We start from the raw sequence: 26,498 nt of genomic DNA, 5'->3' as shown, positions 1-26,498 counted from the left end.
ATTCGTCTCAATAATTTAAAAAATAGGCTATTTATGGGTAATCATTTTAGCTAGTTTCAAGCGATATTGTGTCCATACTCTGGGTAACCACTGGGCAAGCATAAAAATTATTAAGGGAAATAATGCTTGTAGCATTGCCATATTACCAACTTTTTTCCTTTCCCCTGAGGCTGCTAAGGCGACAGCTTCTGTTGTTAATGTATTTATACGACCTTCACCTGCCGTTAATGTGGGCAAGTACTGAGCAAAACTGACAGCAATTCCTAGGGCAAAAGCACTGAATAATGCGGGTTTAAGCATGGCAAGTTTCACTTGTAGAAATGAATGCCATGGCCTTTTTGTTAAGCAAACAGCTTGTCTATAAAAAGACTGATTAAAAGCCAAATATGGGCCTGATAAGGTCAAATAAACATAGGGTAATACATAAAGTAAATGCAAGCCGATGACAGCTAGTAGTGAACTACTGTTATTACTCCAAATTAAAAACACCTGAATGCCAAATAAAAAACCAACTTGAGGCAAGATAATAGGCAAATAGATAAAGCGATCGAACCACCTGGTGCTGTTTGGAAGAGTACGTTTTTGCTCAAGCATTAAAATACTAATACAAAGGGCTAATAGCGTGCTGGTAAAAGCGATGACTAAACTCACACAGGCTAATTCAAACAGTAAAGGGGCGAGCTGTTCAATCTTTTTAAAAGACCAGCTAGTTGGCAAAATATCAGGAAAACGCCATCTATGAGTAAATGCCCAGATAGGCAATACGATAAGTGAAAGTACAGCTAACAACATAGAGACTAAATATGTAAAGGCAGCGCCATGGAAAATAGGGGTTAACAGGCTTGTACGTTTGCCGTTACACCAACGCCGACGATCAAATAACACAAAAATTTGATACAAGGCTTCCCAACATAATGCTGACAATAAAATAATAAACATCAGTAAAACGGCACCAGCAGAAGCCGTAAAGCGCATATCTAAATCTGTATCGTTAAACCAATGGAATAAGGTGACCGCAAATGTTGAAGGTGTATTTGGTCCAATAACGAGTGATAGATCAACCACAGTTAAACTAAATGCCAGAATCACTAAAAGAGGTAGCCTGATGAGTGGGTACAATATGGGAAGAATTACCTTACGCCAAACGGCTATTCGAGTATAACCCATGCTGGTACCCACCTTGATAAGTTCGCACGTCTTAATTTGTTCAAGACTCGCTAGTATCACAAACAGCAGATAGGGCGTTTCTTTGACCACTAAGGCTAATACAAGTGATAGTCCATAAGGGTCTTGTACGCTTATCCAAGTGGGTGGCCTCTCATAATCAGTTAACCATGGGCTCAAAAGTCGAACTATCCAACCACTTGGACTCAGGATGAATACCAATCCAATGGCAATAGCAGCATGAGGTATGGCCAAAATAGGCGCTAATGTATTACGAATGCTGATCAACCATCGACTTTCATAAAAAACAGAAATTGTTGCAAAAGCAATTACGAATGAAATAAAGCTAGCGAGTAAGCCGCTTAATAATGTCAGTTTAATACTGCCCCAAAGTTCTGGAGACTCAAACAAACTAAACCAAGGCTTTAGGCTGAATTGGTAATGAGATAGGGCGGGAAGAAAATCAAATGCGGGTAATAAGGTTCCAACTAACCCCAGAATGATGGGTAAAATAAATAAAAGCGTTATGAGGCGTGATGCTGTTGCTAAGCCATTCAGTTTAAGTGTGAATTTTGAGATGGATAGCGTTATCAATGACTTAACCTTATGTATTTAAAAGCAAAAGCATAAACATGTTTATGTTAAATGCCAATCTTGATGATATATAAATGAGGGGTTGATGCGCTTCAGCACCTAATTAAAAGTGCTGAAGCGATAGAAGAACCGCGATCTTATTTAGCGTAACGTTTACGCCATTCCTTTTCGAGGGCTTCAACCCAAGAAACATGAGGTTCAGGTAAACTTTCGCCTAACTCATCTAAGGTTAAAGTTGCTATACCTCTTGGTAGATTATCAAACGCAGTTTTATCCTGCTGAGACAGTCTGTTATAACTTAATACACTCAAATCACCCCAAGTAGTTGGGTCCTGCTTTTTAATTTGAGCTTTTGGTGATAATAAAAAGTTAGCAACGACCTGAGCACCCGCTGTTGATGCCGAGTTGTATGGAATGGCAACAAAATGCGTGTTACCTATGGTGCCTCTGTCAAACACGTAAGATCGGACAGTATCACTTAGGTTACCTTGATCTATTTGAACTGACGCTGCAGATACATCAAAGCTTAGTGCTAGATCTATTTCTTGGTCGTCTAGTAAGCGCATCATCTGCTCTGAACTAGATGGAAACGAGGTGCCAGAACGCCAAGTATTTGGGTGTAACCTATCTAGGAATGCCCATAAAGGTTTAGTCACTTGATCAAAATCAACTTGAGTGACAGGTTTAGAGAGAGCCGTTGGGTAATGCGTTGTTTCAATGAGAGCTTGCTTTAAAAAGGTTGTACCTAAAAACTGTGGGGGTTCTGGGTAAGAAATACGACCAGGATTACGTTCGGCATAACTCAATAGTTGTGCCATTGATTTTGGTGGTTGAGATACTGTGGCTGTATCATACATGAAGATAACTTGCGCAGCTCCCCAAGGAGACTCCATGCCATCTACATCCGTTCCAAAATCTTGAGTTAAACTTTTCTTGCTTGACTCATCTATGTACTGGTAGTTTGGCAGTCCTTGGCTAAATGGACCAAATAACAAATTGTTTTGTTTTAGGGTTCTGAAGTTTTCACCATTGACCCAAATGAGATCAATTGAACCTTTGTTATTATTTCCAGCGGCTTTTTCCGCTAATACTCGTGAAACTGCGTCAGCCGTATCGGCAAGCTTCACATGTTTTAAGTTAACTTGATACTCTTCTTTAACACTTGATTTAATCCAATCAATATAAGCATTAATGTTATCTGAGCCTCCCCAAGCGTTCCAGTAAACAGTTTGACCCTTTGCTTCCTCTAAGGTGTCTTGCCAGTCTTGAGCGCCTGCGGTACTAATCAAAGATGCTAGGACACCAGAGACTAATAATGATTTTTTTAACATAAATGATCCTATTTATTATGGGTCAATGAAGTGAATTAGATATTCCTAATGTTCGATCTAAAAATTCTATTTTAGTTCAATCCTTTAGCATTATTTTATCGTATTATATTGAGCTCGTTTTATCCTGTTGAATTAAGGTTGTTTTATGTCTCATCAAATCCTTTCTCACATATTGCCATCCGCAACACCTGGCACTGCGCGAATGATTAAAGCGCATCATTTTGGTGAAGTTGGGGCAAGGCCAAAAATATACCTTCAAGCAGGATTACATGCTGACGAATGGCCTGGCTTCCTCGTGTTAAACAAATTAATTCAACTTTTAACTAAAGCAGATGAAGCTGGGTTAATTAAAGGTGAGATCACAATAGTGCCAGTTGCTAATCCAATTGGTTTAGCGCAAAACTTTCATGGTTATATTCCAGGGCGCTTTGCATTTTCTGATGGTGGCGGTAATTTCAACCGTAATTGGCCTCAACTTGGTGATAAAATAGAAAAAAAGATCAAAGGTCAGATTACCTCAAATCAAGACGATAATGCGAAATTAATACGTCAGGTGATGGCTGAAGAACTAAAACAATTACCAGAAACAACCGAGCTACAGGGTTTAAAGAAAACCCTGCTGGCCATGTCAATGGATGCGGATGAGGTTTTAGATTTACATTGTTCAGGTGAAGCCTCAATGCATGCATATGTGGCGCAAGAGTTTGAAGACCATTTCGCACCTCTGCTCGCAAGAATGGGCGCTAAGGTCGCTCTATCAGAGCTAGAAACAGGAGCACACTCCTTTGATGAGACAAATGTCTCCGTTTGGCGTCACTTGAAAAACCATTATGCGCATTTAGTTCCTTGGGGAGCAAGGTCTCTAACGCTTGAATTAAGAGGCGAAAATGATATTAGCCAAGAGCAAGCTCTAGGTGATGCCCAAGCGATTTTTGATTATCTAAGTCAGCGTGAGGTTATTGATCAAGTTGTAGAGACAGTTGATACCAGTGAGTTGCATTACTACCCATTGGATGCGATGGATCTGGTCAAAGCACCATGTGCAGGTATAGTTTGTTATAACAAAAATATCGGGGAAATGGTTGAAGTTGGTGAGAAAATTGGCGAAGTTGTCGACCTCATGGCGGATGATGTTAATCAGTCAAGTTTACCTTTGATAGCGAGAACGAATGGCGTATTTTTTGCGAGACTACAGAGACGGCTTGTCATTTGTGGCGAAGCTATAGGTAAAATAGCTGGTAAAGAGCACTTGGCTTATCGAGAGATTGGCAACCTGTTCGAAGATAAATAAAAAAGACCTAACAACATACGCCTTTAGTTTAATTAAGCTTAATTACTAACCTCAAAGTACTTAGGCCATGTAAATAGATTGTATTCATGATGCTAAACCCGTTAACGAAAGAGCAGCAAGCTGTTGTCGAGTCTGATATCGATAGCCATTCAAAAATTATCGCTGTTGCTGGAGCTGGTAAAACAACCACCTTAATCTCAAGAATTAATCACTTAATTGAACAAGGGGTTCAGCCTGATCGTATTGCTGTATTTATGTTTAATAAAAGTGCTCAAGAAGAGTTTAGCCAAAGGTTAGCTTTAAGTGCAGAAAGAACAAGCGCCCTAAAACCAGATGTAATGACATTTCATAGTTTTGGCATGAAGTTAGCGAGAAGGATGGAGCAGAGGCAGTTAATTGAGCGAGCTCAACTCGTTACAGATGACTTTTCTTTAGTTAAGCTTTTACGAGAGGCCATGCAACAGCTAGTTCGCCTTAATGTGAGCATTGAACTGCATGATGAAAAAGATTGGCTAGAAGATGCTATTTTGTTTCTTGATCAAGTGAAGTCATCTACACAATCTGCTAAAGCGGTATTCCACGACGTTAAGCTCTCAAAAGAAAGAGCTTTTTTCCCCGCTTTATATAAGCAATTTGAAGCCTTACGGCAGCGCAAAAAAATACGCTTTTTCTCCGACCTGATTAGTGACCCTTTAGCTTTTATACAAGCAGCAAACGAAGAACAAACAGCCTTGTATCAGGGCTTGGTACCTAAATACAGTCATTTGTTAATTGACGAATTCCAGGATATTAATGACAGCCAATATGCTTTGTTAAAGAAGTTATATCAAGACTCTAGTTACTGGATGATGGTTGGTGATGTTGAGCAATGCATTTATGAATGGCGTGGTGCAAAGCCAGATATTATGCAGAATCAAATTGATGAAGACTTCAAGCCAATAACACGATTTGATTTAAGTACAAGTTTTCGATTTGGGCACCAAATTGGATTAATGGCAACGAATTTACTGGCATTTAACATTAGAAAAGAGGTAAGCCAACCTGCCTGTTCTTTGCAACCATGCGTTATTGGTAAAGGGCAAGAAACTGAGTTTGCATTTGCTCAGTATGATAAAACAGGTAAAGCGCTTCTCTCTGAGCTAAAGCTTTGGGGAAATAGGGTAGGTACTTTATCTAATGCAGCCGTGTTAGTGCGTTTATACAGTGATATGGTCCCCATTCAATTGGCATTGATGCACAGAAAGGTTCCTTATCAATTACACGGTGATTCACCCTTATTTGAAAATCGACAAATCCGTATGTTAATGGCTTATATTGCCGTCATGGCTGGTGGTTTTGATGATGCAAGCCTTTTTTATAATAGGGATGACATTAGTTATTTAATGACAGTACCAAGCTTAGGTATTCCACCTAATCAAAGAAAAGCAATTAACCAAAGGGCGATCGCATCACCTCACCTTATTCCGCAAATGCTCGAAAGCATGGCTGATGAAGCGGGTGGGTGGCGTGCTAAAAAACTACTTGAACGTGCAGACTGGTTAAGAAGTCTAACGCTTTATAAAAAACAGCCCGATAAAGGCATTATCAATACTTTAGAGAAACTGGGGATTTATCGATATTTTGAAAATACCAGTAGTAAAGATATCCAATATAATGAAAAAGTTGCGACCTGCGAATCTTTCATTGCCTACATAGCGGGTGTTCAGCTTGATGCACCATCCTTACTTAATGAACTTAAGCAGCTTGCCATTCAAGATAAACAAAAAGAACAAGATAAAAATTTAGATGGTTTGCACCTAATGAGCTTGCATAAGGCCAAAGGATTAGAGTTTGATCTGGTGATCATGGCAGGGCTTAAGGAAGGACAGTTTCCTTATTATGAAGCGAATAAAATGGATACAAGATTAATAGAAGCTGAAAGACGTCTTTTTTATGTTGGGATTACCCGTGCGAAACAAAGGCTTGTATTACTTAATAAACCCGATAAGAAAGAGTTAAAGCGATTAACACTTGCTGAAAAAGCAGTAAACACGAAAAAAGCATCAGATCTATCTCGATTTATTTTTGAGTCCCAACCAATTCTGTCTCAAAAAGTTTTAACAAGACATATCGAAGGTCACACAGACCCTTTAGAAGTAAAGGACGCAGCCCAAGTTAAAACTTATTTTTCACTTGCTGGACTGTCTTTAGTTCAAGAATTAAATCAAGTGGAGAGTCAATTTAGTGGAAGGCTCAAACCGGGTGAAAAAGTGCGTCACGATCAATTTGGCCAAGGTGTGGTCATAAGGCAAGAGAGTGATGGGCACGAAATGATCTTTGTTGAATTTGAAGGTGTTGGATATAAGCGTTTTAATCCAAAACATACCAAGCTTGTAAAAGTTTCAAGTAATCGATAGTCATTTAAGTGTATCTCAAATTATTATATTCTAAAATGTGATAAGCTTATTTCTTTTCGTAATAAGATTTAAGCTTGATGTGGTTATTCTCTATAAAAACTAACCTCTATTTATCATTTGGTTCCTACTAAAACCTTCATATGAACATGCTATTTGTTTTTATTAACTCTGTTTTATACCTGAATTAAGGAGTGATTAATGAGTTTATTTGATCAGTTACCTCGCGTATCTCTATGCCATCAACCAACCCCGATAGAGTATATGCCGAGGCTTTCTAAGCACCTTGGGATCAACCTATATATTAAACGTGATGATTGTACTGGTCTTGCTGGTGGTGGTAATAAAACACGAAAATTGGAGTTTCTGTTAGGAGAAGCAAGGTCCCAGGGAGCTGATACATTAATCACCTTAGGTGGCATACAATCAAACCATGCACGCCAGACGGCTGCTGCAGCAGCAAAATACGGTTTTAATTGTGAACTTGTACTTGAAGATGTTGAAGGAACGGTAAAACAAGATTACTACGCCAATGGTAATATTTTGTTAGACCAATTATTTGGAGCAAATATCCATCGAGTTAATGAGGGCGTTGATTGCTTAGATTATGCTTACCAACTTAAAACAGAATTAGCCAAGAAAGGGCATAAGGCATTTGTAATTCCCCTTGGAGGTTCAAGTGCGATTGGAAGTATGGGCTATGTTCAATGCGCTAATGAGATTTTAGACGAGTCACAATCTAACAAGATTAGCTTTGATAAACTTTTTTTAGCGACAGGCAGTGCTGGTACACAAGCTGGATTATTAGCAGGTTTTAAAGCGGCAGATTGTAAGCTTCCTGTTTATGGTATGTGTGTGAGCCAAGACAGCCAGACAAAAAGTGAGTTAGTCACTGCATTGTTAGCTGAATCACTTAAATTAGTCGGTTTAGAAGGTACTGGAACGCAAGGAGATGTGATTACAGATGGCGCTTATGTTGGAGAAGGCTATGGTATTCACACTCCAGCTGTTGTTGAAGCAATCAATCTATGTGCCCAGCTAGAAGGTATATTGCTAGATCCGGTTTATACGGGTAAAGGTATGGCTGGACTAATCGATTATTGTCGCTCTGGAAAAATAACACCAGGTGAAAATATTCTTTTTATTCATACCGGTGGAAGCCAAGGATTATTTGCCTACAGAGAGACCTTTTAGCGCTGTGTTAACTGAATTTATAACTTGTTACTAATTGATAATACCACTGATTCCTCCCTTCGTATTAACCTATACTAAGCAAAAATAAACAGGTAAAAGCTATGTATAGGTTAATTCCTGCTTGCGTTTTTTTCATCGCAAGTCAATCCATTCAAGCCCTCCCTAACAATGTAAAACTTTCTACTAAAATTTGGCCTCCATATCATTACTTTGATTCTCAAGGTGAGTTAACTGGGATTAGTGTTAAGCATTTGAATTGTAGCTTTGCTTCTATGGGCATTAATCTAACAATCGAGGTCGTGCCTTGGAGTAGAGCGCAACAACATACTCAAATGGGCATAAGTGATGGTTTTTTTTCTGCTTCATGGAATGCTTCTAGGGATGAGTATGCAACACGATCTGTTGATATCGCTCCGCAAAATTGGATCTGGTACACCTTAAAAGATTCAGGCACGGATACAAGTTCGGATGACTTTAAAAAAACAGCAAAAGTTGCAGGAACTAGAGGTTCAAATATTGTTCATTGGCTTAAAAAAAATAATTACAATGTGTCTGCAGAGACAATGGCTCTTGATAATATGGTTAGTATGATTTTAACGGGTAGAGTAGATGCTTTTATGGAAAATCAGTTTGTTGCAGAAGATGCTTTGAAAGACAGTAAACACTTTGCAAAACTAGAACAAACAATAGCGAGATCTATGCCTGTTGGTGTGTATTTTAACCATCCATTCTTAACTAAATACCCAACATTTTTAGAGTCGTTTAATCAGGCCGTGGAACAATGTCATCATCAAAAAAATAGCGATTAACTGTATGATTATCTTAAAGTTACAAATGCTGTTTATTGTAACTAAATCACAAAAAATTGTTAGATAATTCATTCAATGTAGAAAATTGTACCCAAATTAAATTCAAGTTCGTTTGCTCATGTATATCTGTTATAAAAGGCAAAAATTGGTATATATAAATACAGGTATAAAATCTAGAGTTTATGATCATACAAGCTATCACCTGGCAGGAATGCTTACCTATAAGGCAACAAGTTTTATGGCCGAATCTGCCTGAAATCTTTTGTCAAACAGAAGAAGATAAAGACGCAAAACACTACGGCGTTTATATTGATAATCAAATAGTCAGTGTTGCTTCTCTTTATTCGAAAACAATCAATGATATTTGCCGAGTGAGATTAAGAAGGTTTGCAACGATTCAATCTCATCAAGGTAAAAGTATCGGCAAAAAACTCCTATCTCATATTATTCAAGACTTAACATCGTTAGGCGTAGATTATTTTTGGTGTGATGCACGAAAAGATAACCAACAGTACTATAAAGAACTTGGCTTTAACATTATTGGTCAGGCATTTTATAAAATGGATATTGAATATTATAAGTTTGAGCTTAAACTGAATCATATTCACTGTGAATAACAGATGTAATTCAATGTAATTAGCTTTTTCACAAAAGCTTACTATGCTCAAAATAGATTACAGCCTTAACAAGGATGCGTAGTCATGTTTGTAATCAATTAAGTCAGATTGACATATAAGGATGAACACATGAGTATACAAGCTGAAAATCAACAGGGAATGTTTCACGTATCATATTGCATTACACAAAAAATCTCAGGGCAAACTCATTTAGGTAGTGCCACACTCAGGTTAAACTTAGTAATAAATGGCCCAGATAAAACAGTAAATGGCGTTGGTAATGTATACCAAGCAACAAACCCTCCCGTAAATGTTATTTCACACCTTAATGGCGAATGGTCATATTTATCTAACAATAGTGACAATCATGTTCTGATTGTACTGGATGGATTCGACCTTTCGACTATTCAATTTGGTGGCCAGCCCATGGAAAGTAAAAACCTTACGTTAAAAATTGCAATCTCAGAAGACTGGCAAACTGGTTCTGCAAGTTTTAACTATCTCTATGAAGGGGAATGGTATGAAGTTGAATATGCACTAGTAGAACTACAGGATAGGGAAGAGACCCTTAATTTAGATGCTGTATCTAGCTATACAGGCTTTCATCAACCAAACATCTAATCTCTATGCACGACCTAGATTATAGGTCGTGCATAAGTTATTGATATAAAAAGTTAAGATGCAAAGTAACGACTATTAATATATTGCTCAAATTGATCACACATTTCATTATCGTTGACCTTATTTGAGCAGATGACATGATCGCCATCAACTAATTTAATATCTGCATTTAAACTTGCCGCTTCTTCTTGATCCCGCGTTTTTAATGCTTCTATTTTGCGCTTTTCAATCTGCCAAGCTTGTTCACTTGTTAGGTTGCATTGTTCAGCTAAAAACTTTGCAGTGAACCCTTCACCCGTAAGGCTTTCTAGGGTGGCATTATGGTTAATGCTGTTTCCTGGCTTCCAGTAATGTTCCGCTAAAAGAGGGCCTATTTTTGGGTTATCAGTTAAATAGCCAAAGGCGTTTATGAAGAAAGCGCGTGTTTGGTATACAGCCATATGCGCCAATAAATAACCTTGATAAGAACAGGCTGCCTCTTGAGATAAAAGGTGAGGTATTGCCAGTAGTGGCCTTGGGCTCGTTTCTAACCCTAAAATAGATTTCTCTGTTTTTCTCGCTAACTTTGTTAAGTATTCAGGTGTTAAATCTGATTCATCAGCGCTATAGACGGCATGCTCAAAATAAGGGACTACTAAAATACTTCTTTCTTCATAAGATTGAAAAGGTTGATTTGATTCTATTAAAGATTTAATCAACTCATCGGGTATTGCTTGCCCATCGTTATTGCTAGCGTAAAGCTTTAGCCAATCTGCATCATTTAATAAACTATCGCAGAACATGGATTGTGTTTCAGCATAAGCCATAGACGTTGGTGCAAACTCTTGTGAGAAGCAAGGTGCATTTTGTTTTACGTTAGCAAAATGAGCCGCATGTCCCCCTTCGTGAAACAGTGTGTTAATACCGTTATAACCACTCCCTACTTGGTCAGGCTTGGCGTTACTTGTAAAGTTAACTTTTGCTGCTTGCCAATCGCCATTATTCATTAAAGAAGGAATAGGACCATGGCAAAAACCGTTCTGAAACTTACCTTCTCTATCTAGTAGATCAAGAGTTAACTCGGCACCTGAATAGTCAATATTTAATCGGCCAAATGACTTGACCCAACGTTGTAGTGACTTAGCAAATGGTACATAAGCATCTAACTCACGATTAGCATCTCCTGAGTACATGAAACGAAAGTTATGTCCTAGTCTAGCTTTAATGCCTTTTGCATGAACTAAAGTCTCTATGCTTTTGAGGTTTCCATCACGTGTTTCTTTTTCAAAATCATCTAAGATTCTAAAAAGTTCATCGCAGCTCATTTGCTCAGTTTTATTAATTTTATAATCAAAAAAGTTTTTATAGCCCTGATCGCGAGCAAATTCATTTCTTTGTTTTACGAGCTCAATATAGCCATTTTCAAGCACCCATTGTTCAAGGTTTAGTAAGGCTTGGTGTGATGTTTGTCTGACACCCTCAGAATCACTATTACTGATGTTTGCAGATAGAACCGTCAATGATGCTGGCGTTGTAATTCCATTATCATTTTGAAAGTGCATTATGTATTTCTGTCTTTTAGCAAATAATTCAGCCTCGCTTTTAATCAGTGCTGACATCTTTTCTCTACCAGATTCACTTTCTATCGCATTAGCCTCAAAAAATGATAACCAACCTTTTAAACCATGTAATGTGTCAGGGTCATTTTTGTCTTCCTGAGCCAAAAATTCACGAGTTTGTGTAATACGAATAGGTGCAGAAATAAAAGCATTCAGATCTGACTCTGCTTGAGCAAATGCGTCATGCTGATCGCTTGTCCCCATGTATGTTTGCCAAAATAAATTTTCTTTTTCTTTATGTAGACTAAGATATTCATCATTAAGTTGATTGAAGTAATCTTTGGCATTATGGCTATTCATAGTTAGAGTCAAAATTTCATCCTTGTTAGTTTTACGTGTATTAAATAAACTCAGGCGATTTGCTTTTAATCTGTGTAATTAAGTAGAAATGTGTTTGTGGCTAACAAGCCTAATCACTTTGTAAAACTCTAAGTAATTGATTAATTTACTTAAAATACACTTTTATTAACTTTATGTGTAATCTAATAAGTTTAAATTTATCATAACGCGTTGTGAAGTGAGTGGGGTTGGGTGGTTTTATGAGCCTTTCGGGCTCATAAGGTGAGCTTAAACAGAGAGCTTTCCAAGTATCATGGCCAAGCTTGATGCTTCTTCTTTATCTAATCCGACTAACATTTTATTTAGCACTTGGCTGCGAGTAACGTCTAGTTTTTCTGCAATAATTTTAGCTTCATCGGTCAGATACATTTTTGAAACTCTAGCATCTGTTTCACTTGATTTACGAATTAAGAGATTTTTAGATTCTAATTCTTTAATTTTTCGTGTGATTTGAGATTTATCTCGGCAAACTGACTCCACTAATTCCCCAATTGTAAGCCCAGGAGATCGAAAGGTGACCATGATAAGCATAGTGTCTTGATGCGTTATTGGCAGATCTAGTTCTTTAACTGCGTTATCCATCGCTTTAAAAAACTTCTTTATAAAAGTTTCCATTAATAAAGATATATTAAGGTTCAGATTGGACATTTATCTCTCTTAAAACACTTGCATTTCAGGTTAAAAACATACTCATTATAAAGGTTAATGGGTTAAATCCTAATAATTTTTCCAAAATACCAAGGAATGAATGCGTAAATTATGTGTCAAACTTTAACTAAGACAAAGAAGTACAGGGTTAGTTGTGACCAGAATGACATTGATATTCCAAAATTTTAAGATTTCATCAGCAATAGTTACTGGACCAAAGCAATCACATTTGGCGTATTTAAGGAGGCGTTAAATCACTCTTTATGCTGTTGGTGAATAGAGGGCAGGGCATAGCATAGAGCGCGATGAGCTAAAGGGGGTAAAGCAAATTATACTTGCTATATCAGACGCTCATGGCTTGTATCAGCAATTTGGTGTTAAAAAATATTTAACATTGATATTTTAATGCAGGTATGAAATTCTGCTGTATAAACAAATTAAGAAACTTTTAAGACGGTACTTTTTATTGAACTAAACATTTTTAGAAACGAGGACGATCTATGAAATTAGCATTTGGTGATTATAAAAATGACATTGGCTTACCACTAGAGTGCCCAAATTGCGGTTCTAGTTATATGCACCAGAAAAAAGTAGAAGTATTTCAACGTAATGAAGATGATAGAAATGGATTGCATGTCGTAGTTGATGAAAAAGTAATGACAGACACCAATATTGCTGACAACCCAAGCCCAAGACGCCAAGGGTTAACTTTACATTTAAGCTGTGAAGGTTGTCCAAATATCTCCCAATTATCAATTTACCAGCACCATGGTTCAACATATATGAAGTTTAATAGTTAGTTGAAACACTCCTACTAAAAATCTAAGCCATGTATCTTCATGGCTTCTCTCTAAACAAACGGCTTCATTTCTCAAATACATCTGTATTCTCATACAATTAAAAACTGTCACTAATAAAGACTTTATCTTTTCGTTTTAAATACCCAATCAGTTTAAAAATTGGAGGTGTCATGAAAACAATTGGATTAATTGGTGGAATGAGCTGGGAGTCGACTGCGACCTACTATAAACAAATTAATGAAAAGGTTAAGGAAGCGTTAGGTGGCTTGAACAGTGCCAAAATATGTATGGTTAGCTTAAATTTTGCAGAGATTGAAGCTTGTCAACAAAGAGGTGATTGGCAAACCGCTAGTGACACTTTGATTGATGCAGCAAGATCATTAGAAGTCGCTGGAGCAGATTTTGTTCTCATATGTACCAATACGATGCATAAAGTAGCGAGTCAGGTAGAAGAGGCCATTTCAATTCCTTTGTTGCATATAGCACGTGCAACCGGGGATGAGCTAAAGCAAGACAAGATATCCAAGCTAGCATTATTAGGGACCCGATTCACAATGGAAGAAACTTTTTATAAAAAAGTTCTTCAATCGGAATACGGACTAGATGTCATTGTACCAACTGGAGATGATGCTAAAACTGTTCATGATGTTATCTATAATGAGCTGTGTTTGGGTATTTGCGCTGAAAAATCTAAAGAAGCATATCTTGCAATTATTGATAAGCTAAAAAGTGAAGGCGCTGAAGCCGTCATTTTAGGTTGTACTGAGATTGGTTTGCTAATCTCACAACAAGATCTGGATTTGCCGATTTATGATACAAGCCTAATTCATGCTCAAAAAGCAGTTGAGAAAGCAATAAAAGATGCTTAACGTTTTTAGACCATGCCCTTCAGGTTTTTGAAGAGTAGCTATATGGCATAAAATAGCAGATTGAGAAGAGGTGACTTAATCCTAGCTTCCCTAGGAAATCAGACATTAAAAAGCCGTAATAAAAATTATTACGGCTTTTTAATGTGTATTGCCTTTCTCATTTATGTATCAAAGTAAAGGCGATACCTTGCATTATAGTAATGCTGCTAGTTTTTCTTCTAACTTGTTCTGATCGATAGCGAAGTTACGAATACCTTCAGATAACTTTTCAGTCGCCATTGCATCTTGGTTCATTTCCCAGCGGAATTCAGCTTCTGTAATGGCTTCTGGCGCTTCTTCAATATCAGTTACAGGCGTCAGTTTACGCTCTAGTGTACCAGTGTCTTTTTCAAGCTCACCTAATAAAGCTGGGGCGATAGTTAAACGATCACAACCTGCAAGTTGTTCGATCTCGCCTATGTTACGGAAGCTAGCACCCATTACGACAGTGTTATAACCGTGTTGTTTGTAGTAGTTATAAACCTCAGTAACAGAAACTACGCCAGGGTCTGTTTCTGCAGTGTACTCTTCTCCAGTAGATTTTTTGTACCAATCAAGAATACGGCCAACAAATGGAGAAATTAGATATACGCCTGCTTCAGCACATGCTTTTGCTTGAGCAAAAGAAAATAGAAGCGTTAGGTTACAGTTAATGCCTTCTTTCTCTAGCTCTTCAGCGGCTTTGATACCTTCCCAAGTTGAAGCGGCTTTAATAAGTACTCTGTCTTTTGAAACACCTGCTTCTTCATATAAAGCAATCAATTTACGTGCTTTAGCAAGAGTAGCGTCTTTATCAAAAGATAGACGTGCATCAACTTCTGTTGAAATACGGCCTGGTACTGTTTTAAGGATTTCAGCACCAACAATGACAGCTAATTTATCTGAAGCATCAATAATCTGTTGGTTCAAATCATCACTTTGTGCTTTAGCCCAAGTGATTGCTTGATCAATAAATGGAGCATACTCAGGGATTTGTGCAGCTTTCAGCATCAAGGATGGGTTAGTCGTTGCATCTTCAGGCATGTACTCTTTAATGGCTGCGATATCACCAGTGTCAGCCACAATTGTGGTAAAGGCTTTTAGTTGAGAAAGCTTATTGCTCATTTTTAATTTCCTTCGCTCTAGTTAACTGTTCAATTACCAAATCAATGGCTTGTTTTAGCACATCTATCGATGCGTCTTTTTTATGTCCTTGCTCTGAAAGATAACGTCTAAACTGCTTACCTCCAGGCTGTCCTAAGAATATCCCCATAATATGACGAGTTAAGTGGGATAGCCTTTCGCCATTATTTAATCTTTGTTCAACAAAAGGAACAAAATTTAATAAGGCCTGAATTCGATCCGTTACTTGATCTGTTTGATCAAATAGACGTGAGTCAACCTGACTTAAAATCCACGGATTATTGTAAGCTTCTCGCCCAACCATGACGCCATCAACGTGGTTTAGATGCTGTTCACACTCATCAAGTGTTTTAATTCCACCATTAATGATGATTTCTAAATCAGGAAAGTCTTGTTTTAAACGATAAACATAATCGTACTTTAAAGGTGGAACTTCACGGTTTTGCTTAGGACTTAGTCCAGCTAAAATGGCATTTCTTGCATGAACAATGAAAGTGTTGGTGCCTGTTGTGGCAACATCACCGATAAAATCTCTAACTATGCTGTATTCTTGCTGATCATCTAAACCGATTCTATGCTTGAGTGTGACTGGAATTGAACAAGCATCCTGCATTGCCTTCATGGCATCTTTCACCTTTTCTGGGTGAGCCATTAGAATGGCGCCAATCAAACTATGTTGCACTTTATCACTTGGGCAACCCGCGTTCAGGTTTACCTCGTCATAACCAAAACTCTCAGCTAGCTTAGCGCATTGCGCCAGTGCTTTCGCATCAGAGCCTCCAAGTTGAAGGGCAATTGGGTGCTCCACATCTTCAAATCTTAAAAAACGCTCTGGGTTATCTCCTTTTAAGAGCGCACCGGTTGTTACCATTTCTGTATATAACAAGGTTTCCTTAGTTAAGGCTCTTGCAAAAACACGGTAATCAGAAGTTGTCCAATCCAACATTGGCGCAATGGAGAAACGGCGGTTTAGACTATTTTGTGATGCTGGTTTGGTGTTTTTGGTATTTTCTTGCATAAAATTATTTAGTAGTAGATGTTGTCAGTCAGTAACGTAAGTGTACGTATTTAAAAGGTTTAGGGCTTAATGAGTATCTTTTATAGATCCCTTATCAAGCGCTAACTTTATTAGCGCTAATTATGTCATAAATGCATGTATTTTAATGCTTATACTGACAAAAACATCATGTTATAAAATTTCATTTTATTAACTTAAACGGTTTAAGCTAGTCGTTAACCGCACTCATTATGTCATAAAATTACAATGAGAATCGATATTTTTGACCATATGTAAAATTTTTACAATCTAATTCATATGAAAGCGTTGAAAAGAACGCTTATAAATTACTTTTTCGATGTCAAAGGCTTGGCTAAGTGGCTATTAAATGGTTTTTTTAATGCTACGCTGAGATATTCTTTGTTAGGGATTTCACACGCTATTTGATTAAGTTCCACCCCTCGCCATAAATCTAACGGCTTTTATTCTCACGCTGAGGCGGGGGGGCTTATTAGCAGGTTCCCTAGATTACTTTAGAGGGCCGTCCTAACTGATACTTTTTCTGATAAGACTGAGAAGTGGTGGCTTATTCGAAGACTCCTTAATGCTTCTACGCTTTTTTCTTTTTTTAACTTTTCTTTAAGGAATCTAAGTGCTTATAATTGCAATCAACTTAATGCTTGAACGGTTCAAATAGATGATTTCAAAAATTTCGCTAGGTTTAATGCTAGCCAGTGCTTTATTAACATCACTGCCAGCAAAAGCTCAAATTGCACCTATCCAAGATCAGGTTCAAAAGCCAAAAGTCTTCTTTTTGGAAGATCAGCCTTTTGGTGATGATGACAAGCAAACCTTAGATATTTATTTACCGTCTTATCCAATTAATACAAAAAATCGTCCAGCTATACTTATGGTGCATGGTGGGGCTTGGACATTTGGTGATAAGTCTGATTCGATTTTTACATCGAATAAGCTTTCACGTTGGGTTCCCAATGGGATGGTATTTGCTTCAACTAATTACCGCTCTATTAATCGTGTTAAACCAGATGATCAAGCTAGGGATGTTGCAAAGGCAATCGCTTTGGTGCAGAGAAAAATGCTTGCATGGGGAGGGGATCCAAGTAATGTTATCTTGATGGGACACTCGTCTGGTGCTTATCTAACATCTCTATTAGCTGCAAACCCACAAATGGCATTTGAACAAGGCGCTAAGCCTTGGTTAGGTACAATTGCGGTTAACCCTATTGGTTTAGATACCGTTAACCTAATGCAAAACGATTCTAATTATGCTGAACGTGATGCGTTTGGGGCTGATCAAAATTATTGGGCGAGTGTATCACCAATGCATGTTATGCAAGCTTCAGCATCTCCAGTGTTACTTGTCTGCTCCATCATAGAAACACCAGATAATTGTGCCACTTCTGAGGCATTTAAACTTAAAGGTCAGGGGTTGGCTCGAAGTACAGAAATAATAAAACTCGAATTAGATGAGTTTGATATGATCGACACATTAGGCTTATCAAGCCAATATACAAATATTGTAGAGGGTTTCATTTATAAACTTTTCAAGAACAACCCAGTAAACAAGCAATAACTTCTTTCTTGCTTGATCAAAAAAACGCCAACTTGGCGTTTTTTTTGCTTATAACAAACTGAGTACCTTAATTGGTACAGATTAACGCTTTGCCTTCTGATTAAAGTAGTTTTAGTTAGCCGCAAACTGTTTCACGCGACTTTCTCATCAGACTCTGGCTATGCCGCTTATATAATTGGCTATTGGAGTGATTTTGAATGTTTGTAAAAGCAGAAAGACTGTCTCAATTATCCTTGTTTAAACTACTTCTAACTGCGTTAAGTAGTAGCTTATTTGTTCTACTACTCATCATCTCAATTCTCGTTGCTGTTTTAAGTTACAGCTCAGGTATCGATTTATTCGGGAAAGCGTATCACTACAGCTATGTTTTTATCGTCTTCATCATTATCTGGCCTTTAATCAGTTTGTTACTTACGAGTTTACTTTGGGCATTAAGCGCTTCCGGTCTTTGGCTTTTTTCCCAGATATTTAGTATTAAACTAGAGTTTGAAGATGTTATTGAAACGCATTTAGAACAATAACTTAAGATCGATATATCGAATATTTGAAGCCTATATTTTGTAAGTATTTTTCAGCACCTTTACCTTGTAGTAAGCTCAATGTTGGCAATAAACCTGCTTGAGAGCATGTTGGCGTGGCAACCGTTATGGAACGTGGAGGAGTTGAAACAGATCAAGCTGCTTTAGGATTTGATACATGAGAATATTGCTTCCCCTTATGCTAAATAAAACGCTTACTATCGCCTGATGTTGCAAGGGCTTCGCAGGTTAAAGGCATACTTGCTTGAGCATTTAAACCAATAGGTGATTCAATTCAAGCTAACCAAGCTGATTATTAGATTACAAACTATGTCTCCACCAAAGTTAACTAGATTTGGGACTTGCTTATAGTGCTGATTAACAAGCTGTAAAAACTCTCAACAGCATACTCTTTACCTATGCCACCTAAATCTAATTCCATTTAGGGAGGCAATTTTATGCCTTATATCTTATTTAAATCGACTTTTTTCCATCCAATGTTGCCTAATACTTGATCAATCTTACCTTGTTTGGTGACTTTTGAATTAGGTGTAAATTGCCTTCATTAAGCTTTTTAATAGAGTACTTAACATTAGGTTTTCATCTTGTTTCTACTGTTTAAAGTGAATATTAAGCCTGAGTCTTAATGTTGAAACACTATAGAATTGAAAAATTATCTCTAGATTAAGAGAGACATAATATTTCCTTAAGTTTAGTTGGTAACAATAGGAGGCACTTTTACAATTAAGTAATCAGATTTTATCTTTCATGATTGAAAAATATAAGCATGCCTATTAGGCAAGAGTATTTGTAAACTCTTAAGTGCTAATTGGTTAATTAATAATCATTAAAAAATGAACTGTATCAGTAGATTTTTCAAAAACGAATGATGCATTTAAAATTAATAGGACTAAAAGCCTGACTTATTGGTTCAAATATAGGGTGGCGTGTCGTGCCAAAGTTTGAAAATGATGTTTTTCAATGCAGATTCACAAGAAGTAGCAAGGTTTAAAGGTGTACCAACTTTGAAGCAAGTAGTTTCATTTTTACAAAATCACAAAAAGCACAATTAGAATAAGTTAAGGTTTAAAGAGCATGAGAATATTATTAGTAGAAGATGACCATTCTTTGGGTGAAGGGATGCGTATGGCATTAAAGCCAGAAGGGTATGTGGTTGATTGGCTTACTGACGGTAACCAGGCGCTTCATGCGCTTTTGAATGAAACCTTTGATCTTGTTATTTTAGATCTAGGTTTACCAAACTTAGATGGCATCTCTGTCTTGAAGCAAGCCAGGTCTGCAGATAAGAATATGCCTGTGATTATACTAACGGCAAGAGATGCCATAGACGATAGAATTGCTGGTCTTGATGCAGGCGCAGACGATTATCTAGTAAAGCCATTTGATATTACTGAGTTAAAAGCCCGCATAAGAGCTCAATTACGACGTAACTCAGGTCGTACTCAAGCCCACATTTCTCATGCCGGAATTGAGCTTAATCCCAGTGCAAAATTAGTTACATATGCAGGAAGCCCTGTCTCCCTAACTCGTCGTGAATACACCTTGCTTCAAGAAATGATGAGCCAGCCTGGACATGTTTTTACCCGAGACACTTTGCAGCAACTACTTTATGGCTGGGAAGATGATGTTGAGAGTAATACTTTAGAAGTCCATGTTCATCATATCCGTAAGAAACTTTTTCCAAAAGTCATTCGCACGGTTCGTGGTATAGGGTATGTTTTAGATAAAGAATCTGCATAAATGAGAGTAAAATTGAAGCAATATATTTATCAATCAATTCTTAGGCGTACCTTATTTTTAGTAATGACTTGCTTAGTGCTAGTAGGTAGCATTATTTCTATCGCTGGAATTGTAAACGCAAATCATGAAGTGGAAGAAATATTTGATGCTAGATTGTCACAACAAGCTAGAACACTTAGAACGCTAGTTACAGGCAGCATTATTAATGACCTAAATTTGTCACAACGCAAAAACTTTTTAGATGTGATTGAGAACTCTTTAAATAACAAAACAGACAGTTCAACTGAGCCCCATGAGTATGAACATAAGGTCTATTTTGAGATTAAGGTAAATGGTGAAAACTGGATAGGCTCAAGTCATGCCTTGATTAGCGACCTTTCAAACTCAAAGCAGGGATTTTCTTATGTCGAAAGCCATGACAAATCTTGGAGAACTTACCACCTTATCAGTAAAATAGATGGTAGAGATATCAGTGTTCTTGTTGCTGAACGTGAAGATATTCGTAATGAAATGGTTGAGTATATTGTCTTACAAACTGTCATTCCCCAAGTGATATCATTACCTATTTTAGCTTTTCTGTTGATGTTAGCGATTAAACGTGGTCTTTCTCCTATCGCCGCTTTGGCTAATGAAATATCTAACCGTAACCCTAAAAAGTTAGAGCCTGTTCAAATCTCGCCATTGCCAGATGAACTAGAACCAATTCAGAACAAGTTAAATGATTTGTTATTCAATATTGATGACATGATGGCAAGGGAGCAGCGCTTTATCAGTGATGCTGCTCATGAGTTAAGAACACCTCTAGCAGTGCTTAAAATACATGCTCAAAATGCCATTCAGATAGATGATTTAGCCGATAAAGAAAAAGCCCTTAACGAGCTTGAGCAAGGAGTGGATAGATCTGCACGTATTGTGGCTCAGTTGCTCACTTTAGCTAGGTTAGAGCAGGGTAAACCTGTAAAAGATGAAAAAGTAGCAGAGACAATACACTTGGCGAGACATTCAAGGCAATGTCTGGCAGAACTAATTCCGTTAGCTAACAAGAAATCAATTGAAATAACATTAGATGTTGAAGAGTCTGATAATTGGACCTTAACCATATCTGAAGGTATTTTCGATATCTTAATGCAAAACTTAATATCGAATGCTATTAAGCACTCCCACCAGTGCGGTTCTATAGACGTAATATTAACGCAAACGGATACGCATTACTCTGTTAAAGTACAAGACCACGGTGTGGGCGTTCAAGGAACAGGTGGAGCGGCGAGTATAAAACACCGTTTAATCGAGCGTTTCTATCGGGATGGTTCTCAAGCAGGTGCAGGATTAGGCCTCTCAATTGTCCATAATATTATTGAAAAATTAAATGGCGATTTGCTCTTTACAGACACATTTGGTGGCGGTTTGACGGTAGAGTTAGTATTGCCAATTAAATAGTCAAGCAGTACGACAAGACACTTTAACTACAAAAAAAGCCGATCATTTGATCGGCTTTTTTAATAACAAATTTAAACTTAGAGAGCTTTAGTTTGAGCCGTAAGTTTGATTGTTTCATCAACTGCATTAGCAAGTTCAGTACCTTTTACCACAAAGTGACGGCTAAAGTAGTCTTTATGCTCTGCATGCTCATGGAAGTTATGAGGTGTTAATACCGCTGTTAAAACAGGCACTTCAGTTTCTAACTGAACCTGCATAAGACCAGTACAAATTGCTTGAGCAACAAAATCATGGCGATAAATACCACCATCAACGACTAAACCTGAACCTGCAATAGCTGCATATTTACCAGTTTTAGCCAAGATTTTTGCTTGTAATGGAATTTCGTAAGCGCCAGGAACAGGGAAGACATCAATGTTGTCTGTATTGTATCCACGTTTGGCTAATTCTGCTTTAAAGCCTTCTAGGCAGTTTAAAACAATTTCTGAGTGCCAAGAACCGTATAAAAAAGCAATACGTTGGTCTTCAGCATTAAAAGTAGAGTTATTCGTTAAGCTCTGATTCATTGGTAAATCCTATATAAAATATTGAATCAGGGCGAACGGACAGGCAAAAAATAACCATGTTGAGCGAACTCACACAGAGTTACCAAGCAATTAGTTGACTAACTGCCATGGGACTATCTTGTCTATCACGCTCTCTATCATCCGGACTATAACCGTCGGCTCTGGAATCACACCAGATCTGCTGACTCTAACCAAGGTTAGACGCTCGCGGGCTTAAACATAAAGTTCTTACCGCCGGTGGGGAATTTCACCCCGCCCCGAGAACGAAGCTGGTTTTGTACCAGCAGGCAAAATGTATTGGTTTATCAGGCAGGTGTCAAAGGAGAAAGTGAACTAATTCGCACTTTTTTAGATGATTTCACAATATAGACATAATTTGTCCGTATTTCGACAATGAATTGAGCGTAACTGTATGAAACATAATCAGTTCATTGTCTAACCATGGTTAGTTAATTATTTAGATTTTTAGGCTTAAATGGGATTTGAAACAGTCGTATTGCTTGAGCAATAAAACTAAGTGAGCCAAAAGCAACAACAAAAGGTGTGTTTTTATTAGGTTTGGTAAGAGATTTTTTCCAAATTTTTCTAACAGTAGGATAAGAAAGATCACCCATAACATGAAAAGGTGAGCGCCAACAATTAGCAACAGTGATGCCGTACTCTTTCTCTAAGGTTTCAACACCGTGCCACCAAAAAGGAGGGATATAAAGCGCGTCACCAGGTTCGACCTGTGCAATGAGAGGTTGTATTTTCTCCTTGTCTTTATCTTTAAAAGCATCCTTTAACAAATAAGCATCTGTTGTGAAAATATCATGAACAATATCATCTGTAATTTTATCGGGCGGTAAAAGGCCAACGCGTTTTGTGCCTTTTACTTGGCACATTAAAGTTTCATCTACAAAATGATAGTGCCAGCCAGTACCTGCTTTCTTATAAAAGAAGGCACGACTTGTTGGATAGGCAATTGGTTTTGAAGGCTGTGGTAAAAAGTTGAACCCAGCCATATCTGTAGCCAGGACATTATAAGGCGTTCTTTCTAATAAAATGGAAGGAGCACTAATTATTTCGTCAGAGTCGACAGAAAGAAGATCTAGAATCTGAGAAAAACTGACTTTTGTCTCATCAACCAACATATTCTTTTCATCGTCATAATTCATGTGGGGGTAATAGTTAGAGGTATTCTCGCCACACAAAGTCTTTAAGTATTCTTTATCTGACCATTTATTCATTGCTGGCCAATGGGATATGGCATTCTTAATTAAACAAGGCTTGTTTAATGAGACAAAATTGTCGTAAAAAGATGACTCAGTTAGTGCATCAGCATCAATGCAAACGACCTGTTTGGCGCTATCCATGCCAGGTATGTTGTTTAAGATTTGTTCATCCATGAGCTATAACCTAAATCCTAAGTGATTAATTTATTGTGATAATTGTTTAATCTTTGTTATATGGTTATAACATTAATGCCAAATTAAAAATAAATTTTTTTGTAAGTGGTCAGTATTTAGTACTTGATAGGATTTATGGATGAATCGCAAACAGTTAAGCCATTATTATGGACTTCTTTTAGGGCTATTTTTCTTCGGACAGTTCTTAGCTCTGCCCATTTTAACGCCGTTATTTATCGAAATGGGCGCCAATATTGAAGAAATTGGCGTCATTATGGCGGTAATGGGTGGCACAGTTATCCTCTTAGAAATACCAACAGGGGGATTAGCTGATGAAATAGGAAGAAAGAAATTATTCATATCTTCGTTAGTTCTTAATATCTGTTCACTACTAATTTTGTGTGTTTATCCAAGTGTCATAGGTGCAATTTTAAGTATGCTATTTTGGGGCGCAGGGATCTCATTAAGTTCTGGAACAATAACTGCCTGGTTTGTTGAAACCTATCAAGCATCAGAAGGGGAGCAGAGCCTGCAAAAAGGTTTTGCCATGGTAGGTTTTAGAACGAATTTAATGGGGGCTTGCGGCGCATTACTGGGCTCTCTTTTAGTCTATCTAGGCATTTGGATATCAATTGATCAATTGACTCTCTTTCGAATCTTATTGTTAGCTGCAGCAAGTTGCTATCTTTTGGTGTCTATCGCTTCTTTTGTTTGGATTAAAGAAAAGAGGGTGTTTAACACTATGTCAAAGTCGAGTTTTAATGGCGTGAGTTTGCAGTTAAAAAATGGAATTATAGCCGTTTCACATCCGGTTTTATGGCGAATCTTAATGTCTGGTTTGCTCGCTATTCCACTTGCTAGTGCAATTGAAAAATTTTGGCAGGTTGAGTTTTATGATATTACTCAAGGTGAATCGCTTGCATGGATGTTTGGATTAGTTTTTGCCGTTACTCTATTTCTTGCAGGACTTGCAGCACGCGTAACAACATGGTTATGCGATACTTTAAATCAGCAAATGGGCAAGGTGCTATTTATTGGTTTGATGTGCCAGCTCCTTAGTGTCATTGCGTTAAGTCTTTCTAATCATATTATTCTGTTTCTCATTTCATTTATCGCCTTTGATTTCTCACTTGAGCTGGGTGCATCTGCTCGTAGCCACTTAGTTGGCCATGCGACACAAGATAAAGTGAGATCAACGGTTGACTCTATTATGTCTTTTGTTTCAAGGACTGGAGGAGTGCTTGGTACTCTGCTTTGCGCATTAGGTGCTAGCTACATGGGACTAACTAATACTTGGTTAGTTGGTGCTGCAATTGCGTCCTTTGCCAGTGTGATATTTTTGAGTCAAATTTTAAACACACGAGAAGAAAGCGCGATTGCTGACCCAAGTTAAGCTTATATCAGTCTTTCAACTGTCTTTGTGATGTCTAACAATCCCCACCGCGGCGTTTCTGCTCGCATTAATCACACCACTAGCGATAAGTGACTGTCTGACACTGCCGCCAGCAAATTGATTGTTAATATTGAAGAATCCATAAACACTAGGATAGGCCGATTCTACAAAGTCCCCTCTGGCTGTCATTGCGATGTGTTTTTCTTGGGTGGCGTTGACTCTACGCTGTAATATAAATGCTGAGTCCATATCTTTGGCATTATTTAAACTTTGTTGCCAAGACTCATTCTGTGTTTCCCATTTGCAGATAACACCTTGACCACCATAACCATTAGCCGGCTTGAGCAACCAATCATTGCCAAGATCGAGTTCAGGTGCGTTTTCTAACAGATAGGTTTCTGGTACGAGCGATTCAATGGCTTTAACTTCATCTGTCGAAAAGAGTGGGAAATGATTTTTATCAGCAATGAGAGCAAGTATGGCTTTGCTCATATAGAGCTCGCTTAAAAGATCAATTGTTGGTGTGATCTCATCATTGTCTATGGCGCAAAAGTATCCATGATACTCATCTTCAGCCTTAGCAATATGACTCATGCTAAAGACTTCGAAAGTCATAACATCACCATCATGTTCATCTAACGATTTCTCAAAATCCGTATGTACTATGGTTTTAACCTGAATCTGCAATTTAGTGGCAAGAGCCATAGAGATACTATTCGCAATCAGAGGGCTGTCTTGATACATGGTTTCATCATCAATCACTAAAACAAGCGGATTGTTTAGCTTGGTAAGTTTTTGGATCATAAAATTGGCAATTTCATCGAAAGGTGCAGCCCAACCTTCATTATCAAGCGAGCGATCTGTTTCTAGTTGGGCTTTGTTAAAGCAGTCATCATATATTTTCTGGACTTGATCGAAGGCAAAGCCACCTAGAGATCCACCAGCGTTAAGCTCTAAAACTTTTAATCCGGAATCTGATTTAATGAGATCCCAGCGACAAGGGGTTATGACATTGAGATGACGCTTAGCATAGCTATCAAAAAGGGCTTGTAACTTTATATTTTTAAAGCCTACAGCATTTGAAAAAGCGTAATAATCTCCATCATAAAGTTTTAGTACTAGTTTTTTTATGAGTTGGAAAAGCGTATTTAGCTCAAGCGTATTTTTAGAAATTTCCGTCTCAGTAAATAGGCTAGGAGTAAGAATCAAACTCCAATCAGGGCGTGTAAATCGGCTTAAACTTCCTACAGATCTAATATCATCAGCAACATCATCTGACTCTGGACTCTCATCAAAAAAAGAATACCAAAAATCTTTATTTACACTCTTCATTTAACCTCACGAGCTTAACTTAACAGTCAAGATTAATATTTTTCTTTACTAACAATAACTTTACAAATGCATAAATAACAAGT

Annotated in this window: 22 protein-coding genes and 1 riboswitch; of the genes, 13 read left to right on the top strand and 9 right to left on the bottom strand. The window is 37.7% G+C overall.

What is annotated here, in order from left to right:
* Nucleotides 1–27 precede the first annotated feature (27 nt).
* Together TW85_RS14895 and TW85_RS14890 are read right to left on the bottom strand one after the other, a co-directional pair.
* Nucleotides 28–1,758, bottom strand: a complete 1,731-nt coding sequence (locus tag TW85_RS14895; protein WP_238326224.1) for an ABC transporter permease — start codon at nt 1,756–1,758, stop codon at nt 28–30.
* A 137-nt stretch (nt 1,759–1,895) separates the two neighbouring features.
* On the bottom strand, nt 1,896–3,089 hold the full coding sequence (locus TW85_RS14890) for an ABC transporter substrate-binding protein (protein ID WP_046017933.1): 1,194 nt from the start codon (nt 3,087–3,089) through the stop codon (nt 1,896–1,898).
* Nucleotides 3,090–3,234: 145 nt separating this feature from the next.
* Between TW85_RS14890 and TW85_RS14885 the strand changes: the two genes are divergently transcribed.
* The 6 genes from TW85_RS14885 to TW85_RS14860 all read left to right on the top strand — a co-directional run bounded on the left by TW85_RS14885 (nt 3,235) and on the right by TW85_RS14860 (nt 10,014).
* Nucleotides 3,235–4,380 carry a succinylglutamate desuccinylase/aspartoacylase family protein gene (locus TW85_RS14885; protein WP_046017932.1) on the top strand — a complete coding sequence of 382 codons (1,146 nt, stop codon included), beginning with the start codon at nt 3,235–3,237 and terminating at the stop codon, nt 4,378–4,380.
* An 86-nt stretch (nt 4,381–4,466) separates the two neighbouring features.
* A complete protein-coding gene (locus TW85_RS14880; protein ID WP_046017931.1) occupies nt 4,467–6,776 on the top strand; it encodes an ATP-dependent helicase in 2,310 nt (769 codons plus the stop codon).
* Between the two features lie 198 nt (nt 6,777–6,974).
* Entirely contained in the window at nt 6,975–7,967 is a 993-nt protein-coding gene (locus TW85_RS14875) for a D-cysteine desulfhydrase (protein ID WP_046017930.1), read from the top strand.
* Nucleotides 7,968–8,068: 101 nt separating this feature from the next.
* Nucleotides 8,069–8,776, top strand: coding sequence for a transporter substrate-binding domain-containing protein (locus TW85_RS14870; protein WP_046017929.1), 708 nt, complete (start codon nt 8,069–8,071; stop codon nt 8,774–8,776).
* 182 nt (nt 8,777–8,958) lie between these two features.
* Nucleotides 8,959–9,393: a GNAT family N-acetyltransferase gene (locus tag TW85_RS14865; protein WP_046017928.1), complete on the top strand. Its 435-nt coding sequence runs from the start codon at nt 8,959–8,961 to the stop codon at nt 9,391–9,393.
* A 129-nt stretch (nt 9,394–9,522) separates the two neighbouring features.
* Nucleotides 9,523–10,014 (top strand): DUF1842 domain-containing protein, encoded by a 492-nt coding sequence (locus tag TW85_RS14860; RefSeq protein ID WP_046017927.1) that lies wholly within the window; start codon nt 9,523–9,525, stop codon nt 10,012–10,014.
* 53 nt (nt 10,015–10,067) lie between these two features.
* On the opposite strand, the gene TW85_RS14855 is transcribed toward TW85_RS14860, so the two are convergent.
* Both TW85_RS14855 and TW85_RS14850 read right to left on the bottom strand, forming a co-directional pair.
* The gene (locus tag TW85_RS14855; protein WP_238326223.1) at nt 10,068–11,924 is read right to left on the bottom strand and encodes a M3 family metallopeptidase; all 1,857 of its coding nucleotides are present in this window, start codon (nt 11,922–11,924) and stop codon (nt 10,068–10,070) included.
* 255 nt (nt 11,925–12,179) lie between these two features.
* Nucleotides 12,180–12,599 (bottom strand): MarR family transcriptional regulator, encoded by a 420-nt coding sequence (locus TW85_RS14850; RefSeq protein WP_046017925.1) that lies wholly within the window; start codon nt 12,597–12,599, stop codon nt 12,180–12,182.
* 500 nt (nt 12,600–13,099) lie between these two features.
* Here TW85_RS14850 and TW85_RS14845 point away from each other — a divergent pair, with 500 nt between their 5' ends.
* Together TW85_RS14845 and TW85_RS14840 are read left to right on the top strand one after the other, a co-directional pair.
* Nucleotides 13,100–13,399: a hypothetical protein gene (locus tag TW85_RS14845; protein ID WP_046017924.1), complete on the top strand. Its 300-nt coding sequence runs from the start codon at nt 13,100–13,102 to the stop codon at nt 13,397–13,399.
* 170 nt (nt 13,400–13,569) lie between these two features.
* On the top strand, nt 13,570–14,268 hold the full coding sequence (locus TW85_RS14840) for an aspartate/glutamate racemase family protein (protein WP_046017923.1): 699 nt from the start codon (nt 13,570–13,572) through the stop codon (nt 14,266–14,268).
* Nucleotides 14,269–14,460: 192 nt separating this feature from the next.
* Here TW85_RS14840 and tal read toward each other — a convergent pair whose 3' ends face one another.
* Both tal and dusA read right to left on the bottom strand, forming a co-directional pair.
* Nucleotides 14,461–15,411 (bottom strand): transaldolase, encoded by a 951-nt coding sequence (gene tal, locus TW85_RS14835; RefSeq protein WP_046017922.1) that lies wholly within the window; start codon nt 15,409–15,411, stop codon nt 14,461–14,463.
* Nucleotides 15,401–16,447, bottom strand: a complete 1,047-nt coding sequence (gene dusA / locus TW85_RS14830; RefSeq protein WP_046017921.1) for a tRNA dihydrouridine(20/20a) synthase DusA — start codon at nt 16,445–16,447, stop codon at nt 15,401–15,403. The genes tal and dusA overlap by 11 nt, the downstream gene beginning before the upstream one ends.
* Nucleotides 16,448–17,123: 676 nt before the next feature.
* Here dusA and TW85_RS14825 point away from each other — a divergent pair.
* The 4 genes from TW85_RS14825 (at nt 17,124) to TW85_RS14810 (ending at nt 21,736) form a co-directional block, all read left to right on the top strand.
* Entirely contained in the window at nt 17,124–18,020 is an 897-nt protein-coding gene (locus TW85_RS14825; protein WP_052702230.1) for an alpha/beta hydrolase, read from the top strand.
* Between the two features lie 197 nt (nt 18,021–18,217).
* Nucleotides 18,218–18,541: a hypothetical protein gene (locus tag TW85_RS14820; protein WP_046017920.1), complete on the top strand. Its 324-nt coding sequence runs from the start codon at nt 18,218–18,220 to the stop codon at nt 18,539–18,541.
* Nucleotides 18,542–19,633: 1,092 nt separating this feature from the next.
* Nucleotides 19,634–20,299, top strand: coding sequence for a response regulator transcription factor (locus TW85_RS14815; protein WP_046017919.1), 666 nt, complete (start codon nt 19,634–19,636; stop codon nt 20,297–20,299).
* A gap of 12 nt (nt 20,300–20,311) precedes the next feature.
* Nucleotides 20,312–21,736, top strand: a complete 1,425-nt coding sequence (locus tag TW85_RS14810) for an ATP-binding protein (RefSeq protein ID WP_162197503.1) — start codon at nt 20,312–20,314, stop codon at nt 21,734–21,736.
* 77 nt (nt 21,737–21,813) lie between these two features.
* Here TW85_RS14810 and TW85_RS14805 read toward each other — a convergent pair whose 3' ends face one another.
* Nucleotides 21,814–22,302 (bottom strand): 6,7-dimethyl-8-ribityllumazine synthase, encoded by a 489-nt coding sequence (locus tag TW85_RS14805; RefSeq protein WP_046017917.1) that lies wholly within the window; start codon nt 22,300–22,302, stop codon nt 21,814–21,816.
* A 125-nt stretch (nt 22,303–22,427) separates the two neighbouring features.
* Nucleotides 22,428–22,571, bottom strand: a riboswitch (FMN riboswitch).
* Nucleotides 22,572–22,751: 180 nt separating this feature from the next.
* Nucleotides 22,752–23,690: a cupin-like domain-containing protein gene (locus tag TW85_RS14800; protein ID WP_046017916.1), complete on the bottom strand. Its 939-nt coding sequence runs from the start codon at nt 23,688–23,690 to the stop codon at nt 22,752–22,754.
* A 139-nt stretch (nt 23,691–23,829) separates the two neighbouring features.
* Here TW85_RS14800 and TW85_RS14795 point away from each other — a divergent pair, with 139 nt between their 5' ends.
* Nucleotides 23,830–25,083, top strand: a complete 1,254-nt coding sequence (locus tag TW85_RS14795; RefSeq protein WP_046017915.1) for an MFS transporter — start codon at nt 23,830–23,832, stop codon at nt 25,081–25,083.
* A 15-nt stretch (nt 25,084–25,098) separates the two neighbouring features.
* Here TW85_RS14795 and TW85_RS14790 read toward each other — a convergent pair whose 3' ends face one another.
* Nucleotides 25,099–26,415: a hypothetical protein gene (locus tag TW85_RS14790; protein ID WP_046017914.1), complete on the bottom strand. Its 1,317-nt coding sequence runs from the start codon at nt 26,413–26,415 to the stop codon at nt 25,099–25,101.
* Nucleotides 26,416–26,498 lie beyond the last annotated feature (83 nt).

This window comes from Marinomonas sp. S3726 (genome assembly GCF_000967665.1).
Classification (GTDB): domain Bacteria; phylum Pseudomonadota; class Gammaproteobacteria; order Pseudomonadales; family Marinomonadaceae; genus Marinomonas.
This window is presented reverse-complemented; position numbering and strand designations above follow the sequence as displayed.

Bases quoted from the DNA above. Each gene is read 5' to 3' on its own strand.
- TW85_RS14795 (WP_046017915.1), top strand. From the start codon at position 23,830: ATGAATCGCAAACAGTTAAGCCATTATTATGGACTTCTTTTAGGGCTA.
- TW85_RS14880 (WP_046017931.1), top strand. From the start codon at position 4,467: ATGATGCTAAACCCGTTAACGAAAGAGCAGCAAGCTGTTGTCGAGTCT.
- TW85_RS14885 (WP_046017932.1), top strand. From the start codon at position 3,235: ATGTCTCATCAAATCCTTTCTCACATATTGCCATCCGCAACACCTGGC.
- TW85_RS14825 (WP_052702230.1), top strand. From the start codon at position 17,124: ATGATTTCAAAAATTTCGCTAGGTTTAATGCTAGCCAGTGCTTTATTA.
- TW85_RS14815 (WP_046017919.1), top strand. From the start codon at position 19,634: ATGAGAATATTATTAGTAGAAGATGACCATTCTTTGGGTGAAGGGATG.
- TW85_RS14800 (WP_046017916.1), bottom strand. From the start codon at position 23,690: ATGGATGAACAAATCTTAAACAACATACCTGGCATGGATAGCGCCAAA.
- TW85_RS14870 (WP_046017929.1), top strand. From the start codon at position 8,069: ATGTATAGGTTAATTCCTGCTTGCGTTTTTTTCATCGCAAGTCAATCC.
- TW85_RS14790 (WP_046017914.1), bottom strand. From the start codon at position 26,415: ATGAAGAGTGTAAATAAAGATTTTTGGTATTCTTTTTTTGATGAGAGT.
- TW85_RS14890 (WP_046017933.1), bottom strand. From the start codon at position 3,089: ATGTTAAAAAAATCATTATTAGTCTCTGGTGTCCTAGCATCTTTGATT.
- TW85_RS14840 (WP_046017923.1), top strand. From the start codon at position 13,570: ATGAAAACAATTGGATTAATTGGTGGAATGAGCTGGGAGTCGACTGCG.
- TW85_RS14845 (WP_046017924.1), top strand. From the start codon at position 13,100: ATGAAATTAGCATTTGGTGATTATAAAAATGACATTGGCTTACCACTA.
- TW85_RS14805 (WP_046017917.1), bottom strand. From the start codon at position 22,302: ATGAATCAGAGCTTAACGAATAACTCTACTTTTAATGCTGAAGACCAA.
- TW85_RS14860 (WP_046017927.1), top strand. From the start codon at position 9,523: ATGAGTATACAAGCTGAAAATCAACAGGGAATGTTTCACGTATCATAT.
- TW85_RS14865 (WP_046017928.1), top strand. From the start codon at position 8,959: ATGATCATACAAGCTATCACCTGGCAGGAATGCTTACCTATAAGGCAA.
- TW85_RS14875 (WP_046017930.1), top strand. From the start codon at position 6,975: ATGAGTTTATTTGATCAGTTACCTCGCGTATCTCTATGCCATCAACCA.
- TW85_RS14820 (WP_046017920.1), top strand. From the start codon at position 18,218: ATGTTTGTAAAAGCAGAAAGACTGTCTCAATTATCCTTGTTTAAACTA.
- tal (WP_046017922.1), bottom strand. From the start codon at position 15,411: ATGAGCAATAAGCTTTCTCAACTAAAAGCCTTTACCACAATTGTGGCT.
- dusA (WP_046017921.1), bottom strand. From the start codon at position 16,447: ATGCAAGAAAATACCAAAAACACCAAACCAGCATCACAAAATAGTCTA.
- TW85_RS14850 (WP_046017925.1), bottom strand. From the start codon at position 12,599: ATGTCCAATCTGAACCTTAATATATCTTTATTAATGGAAACTTTTATA.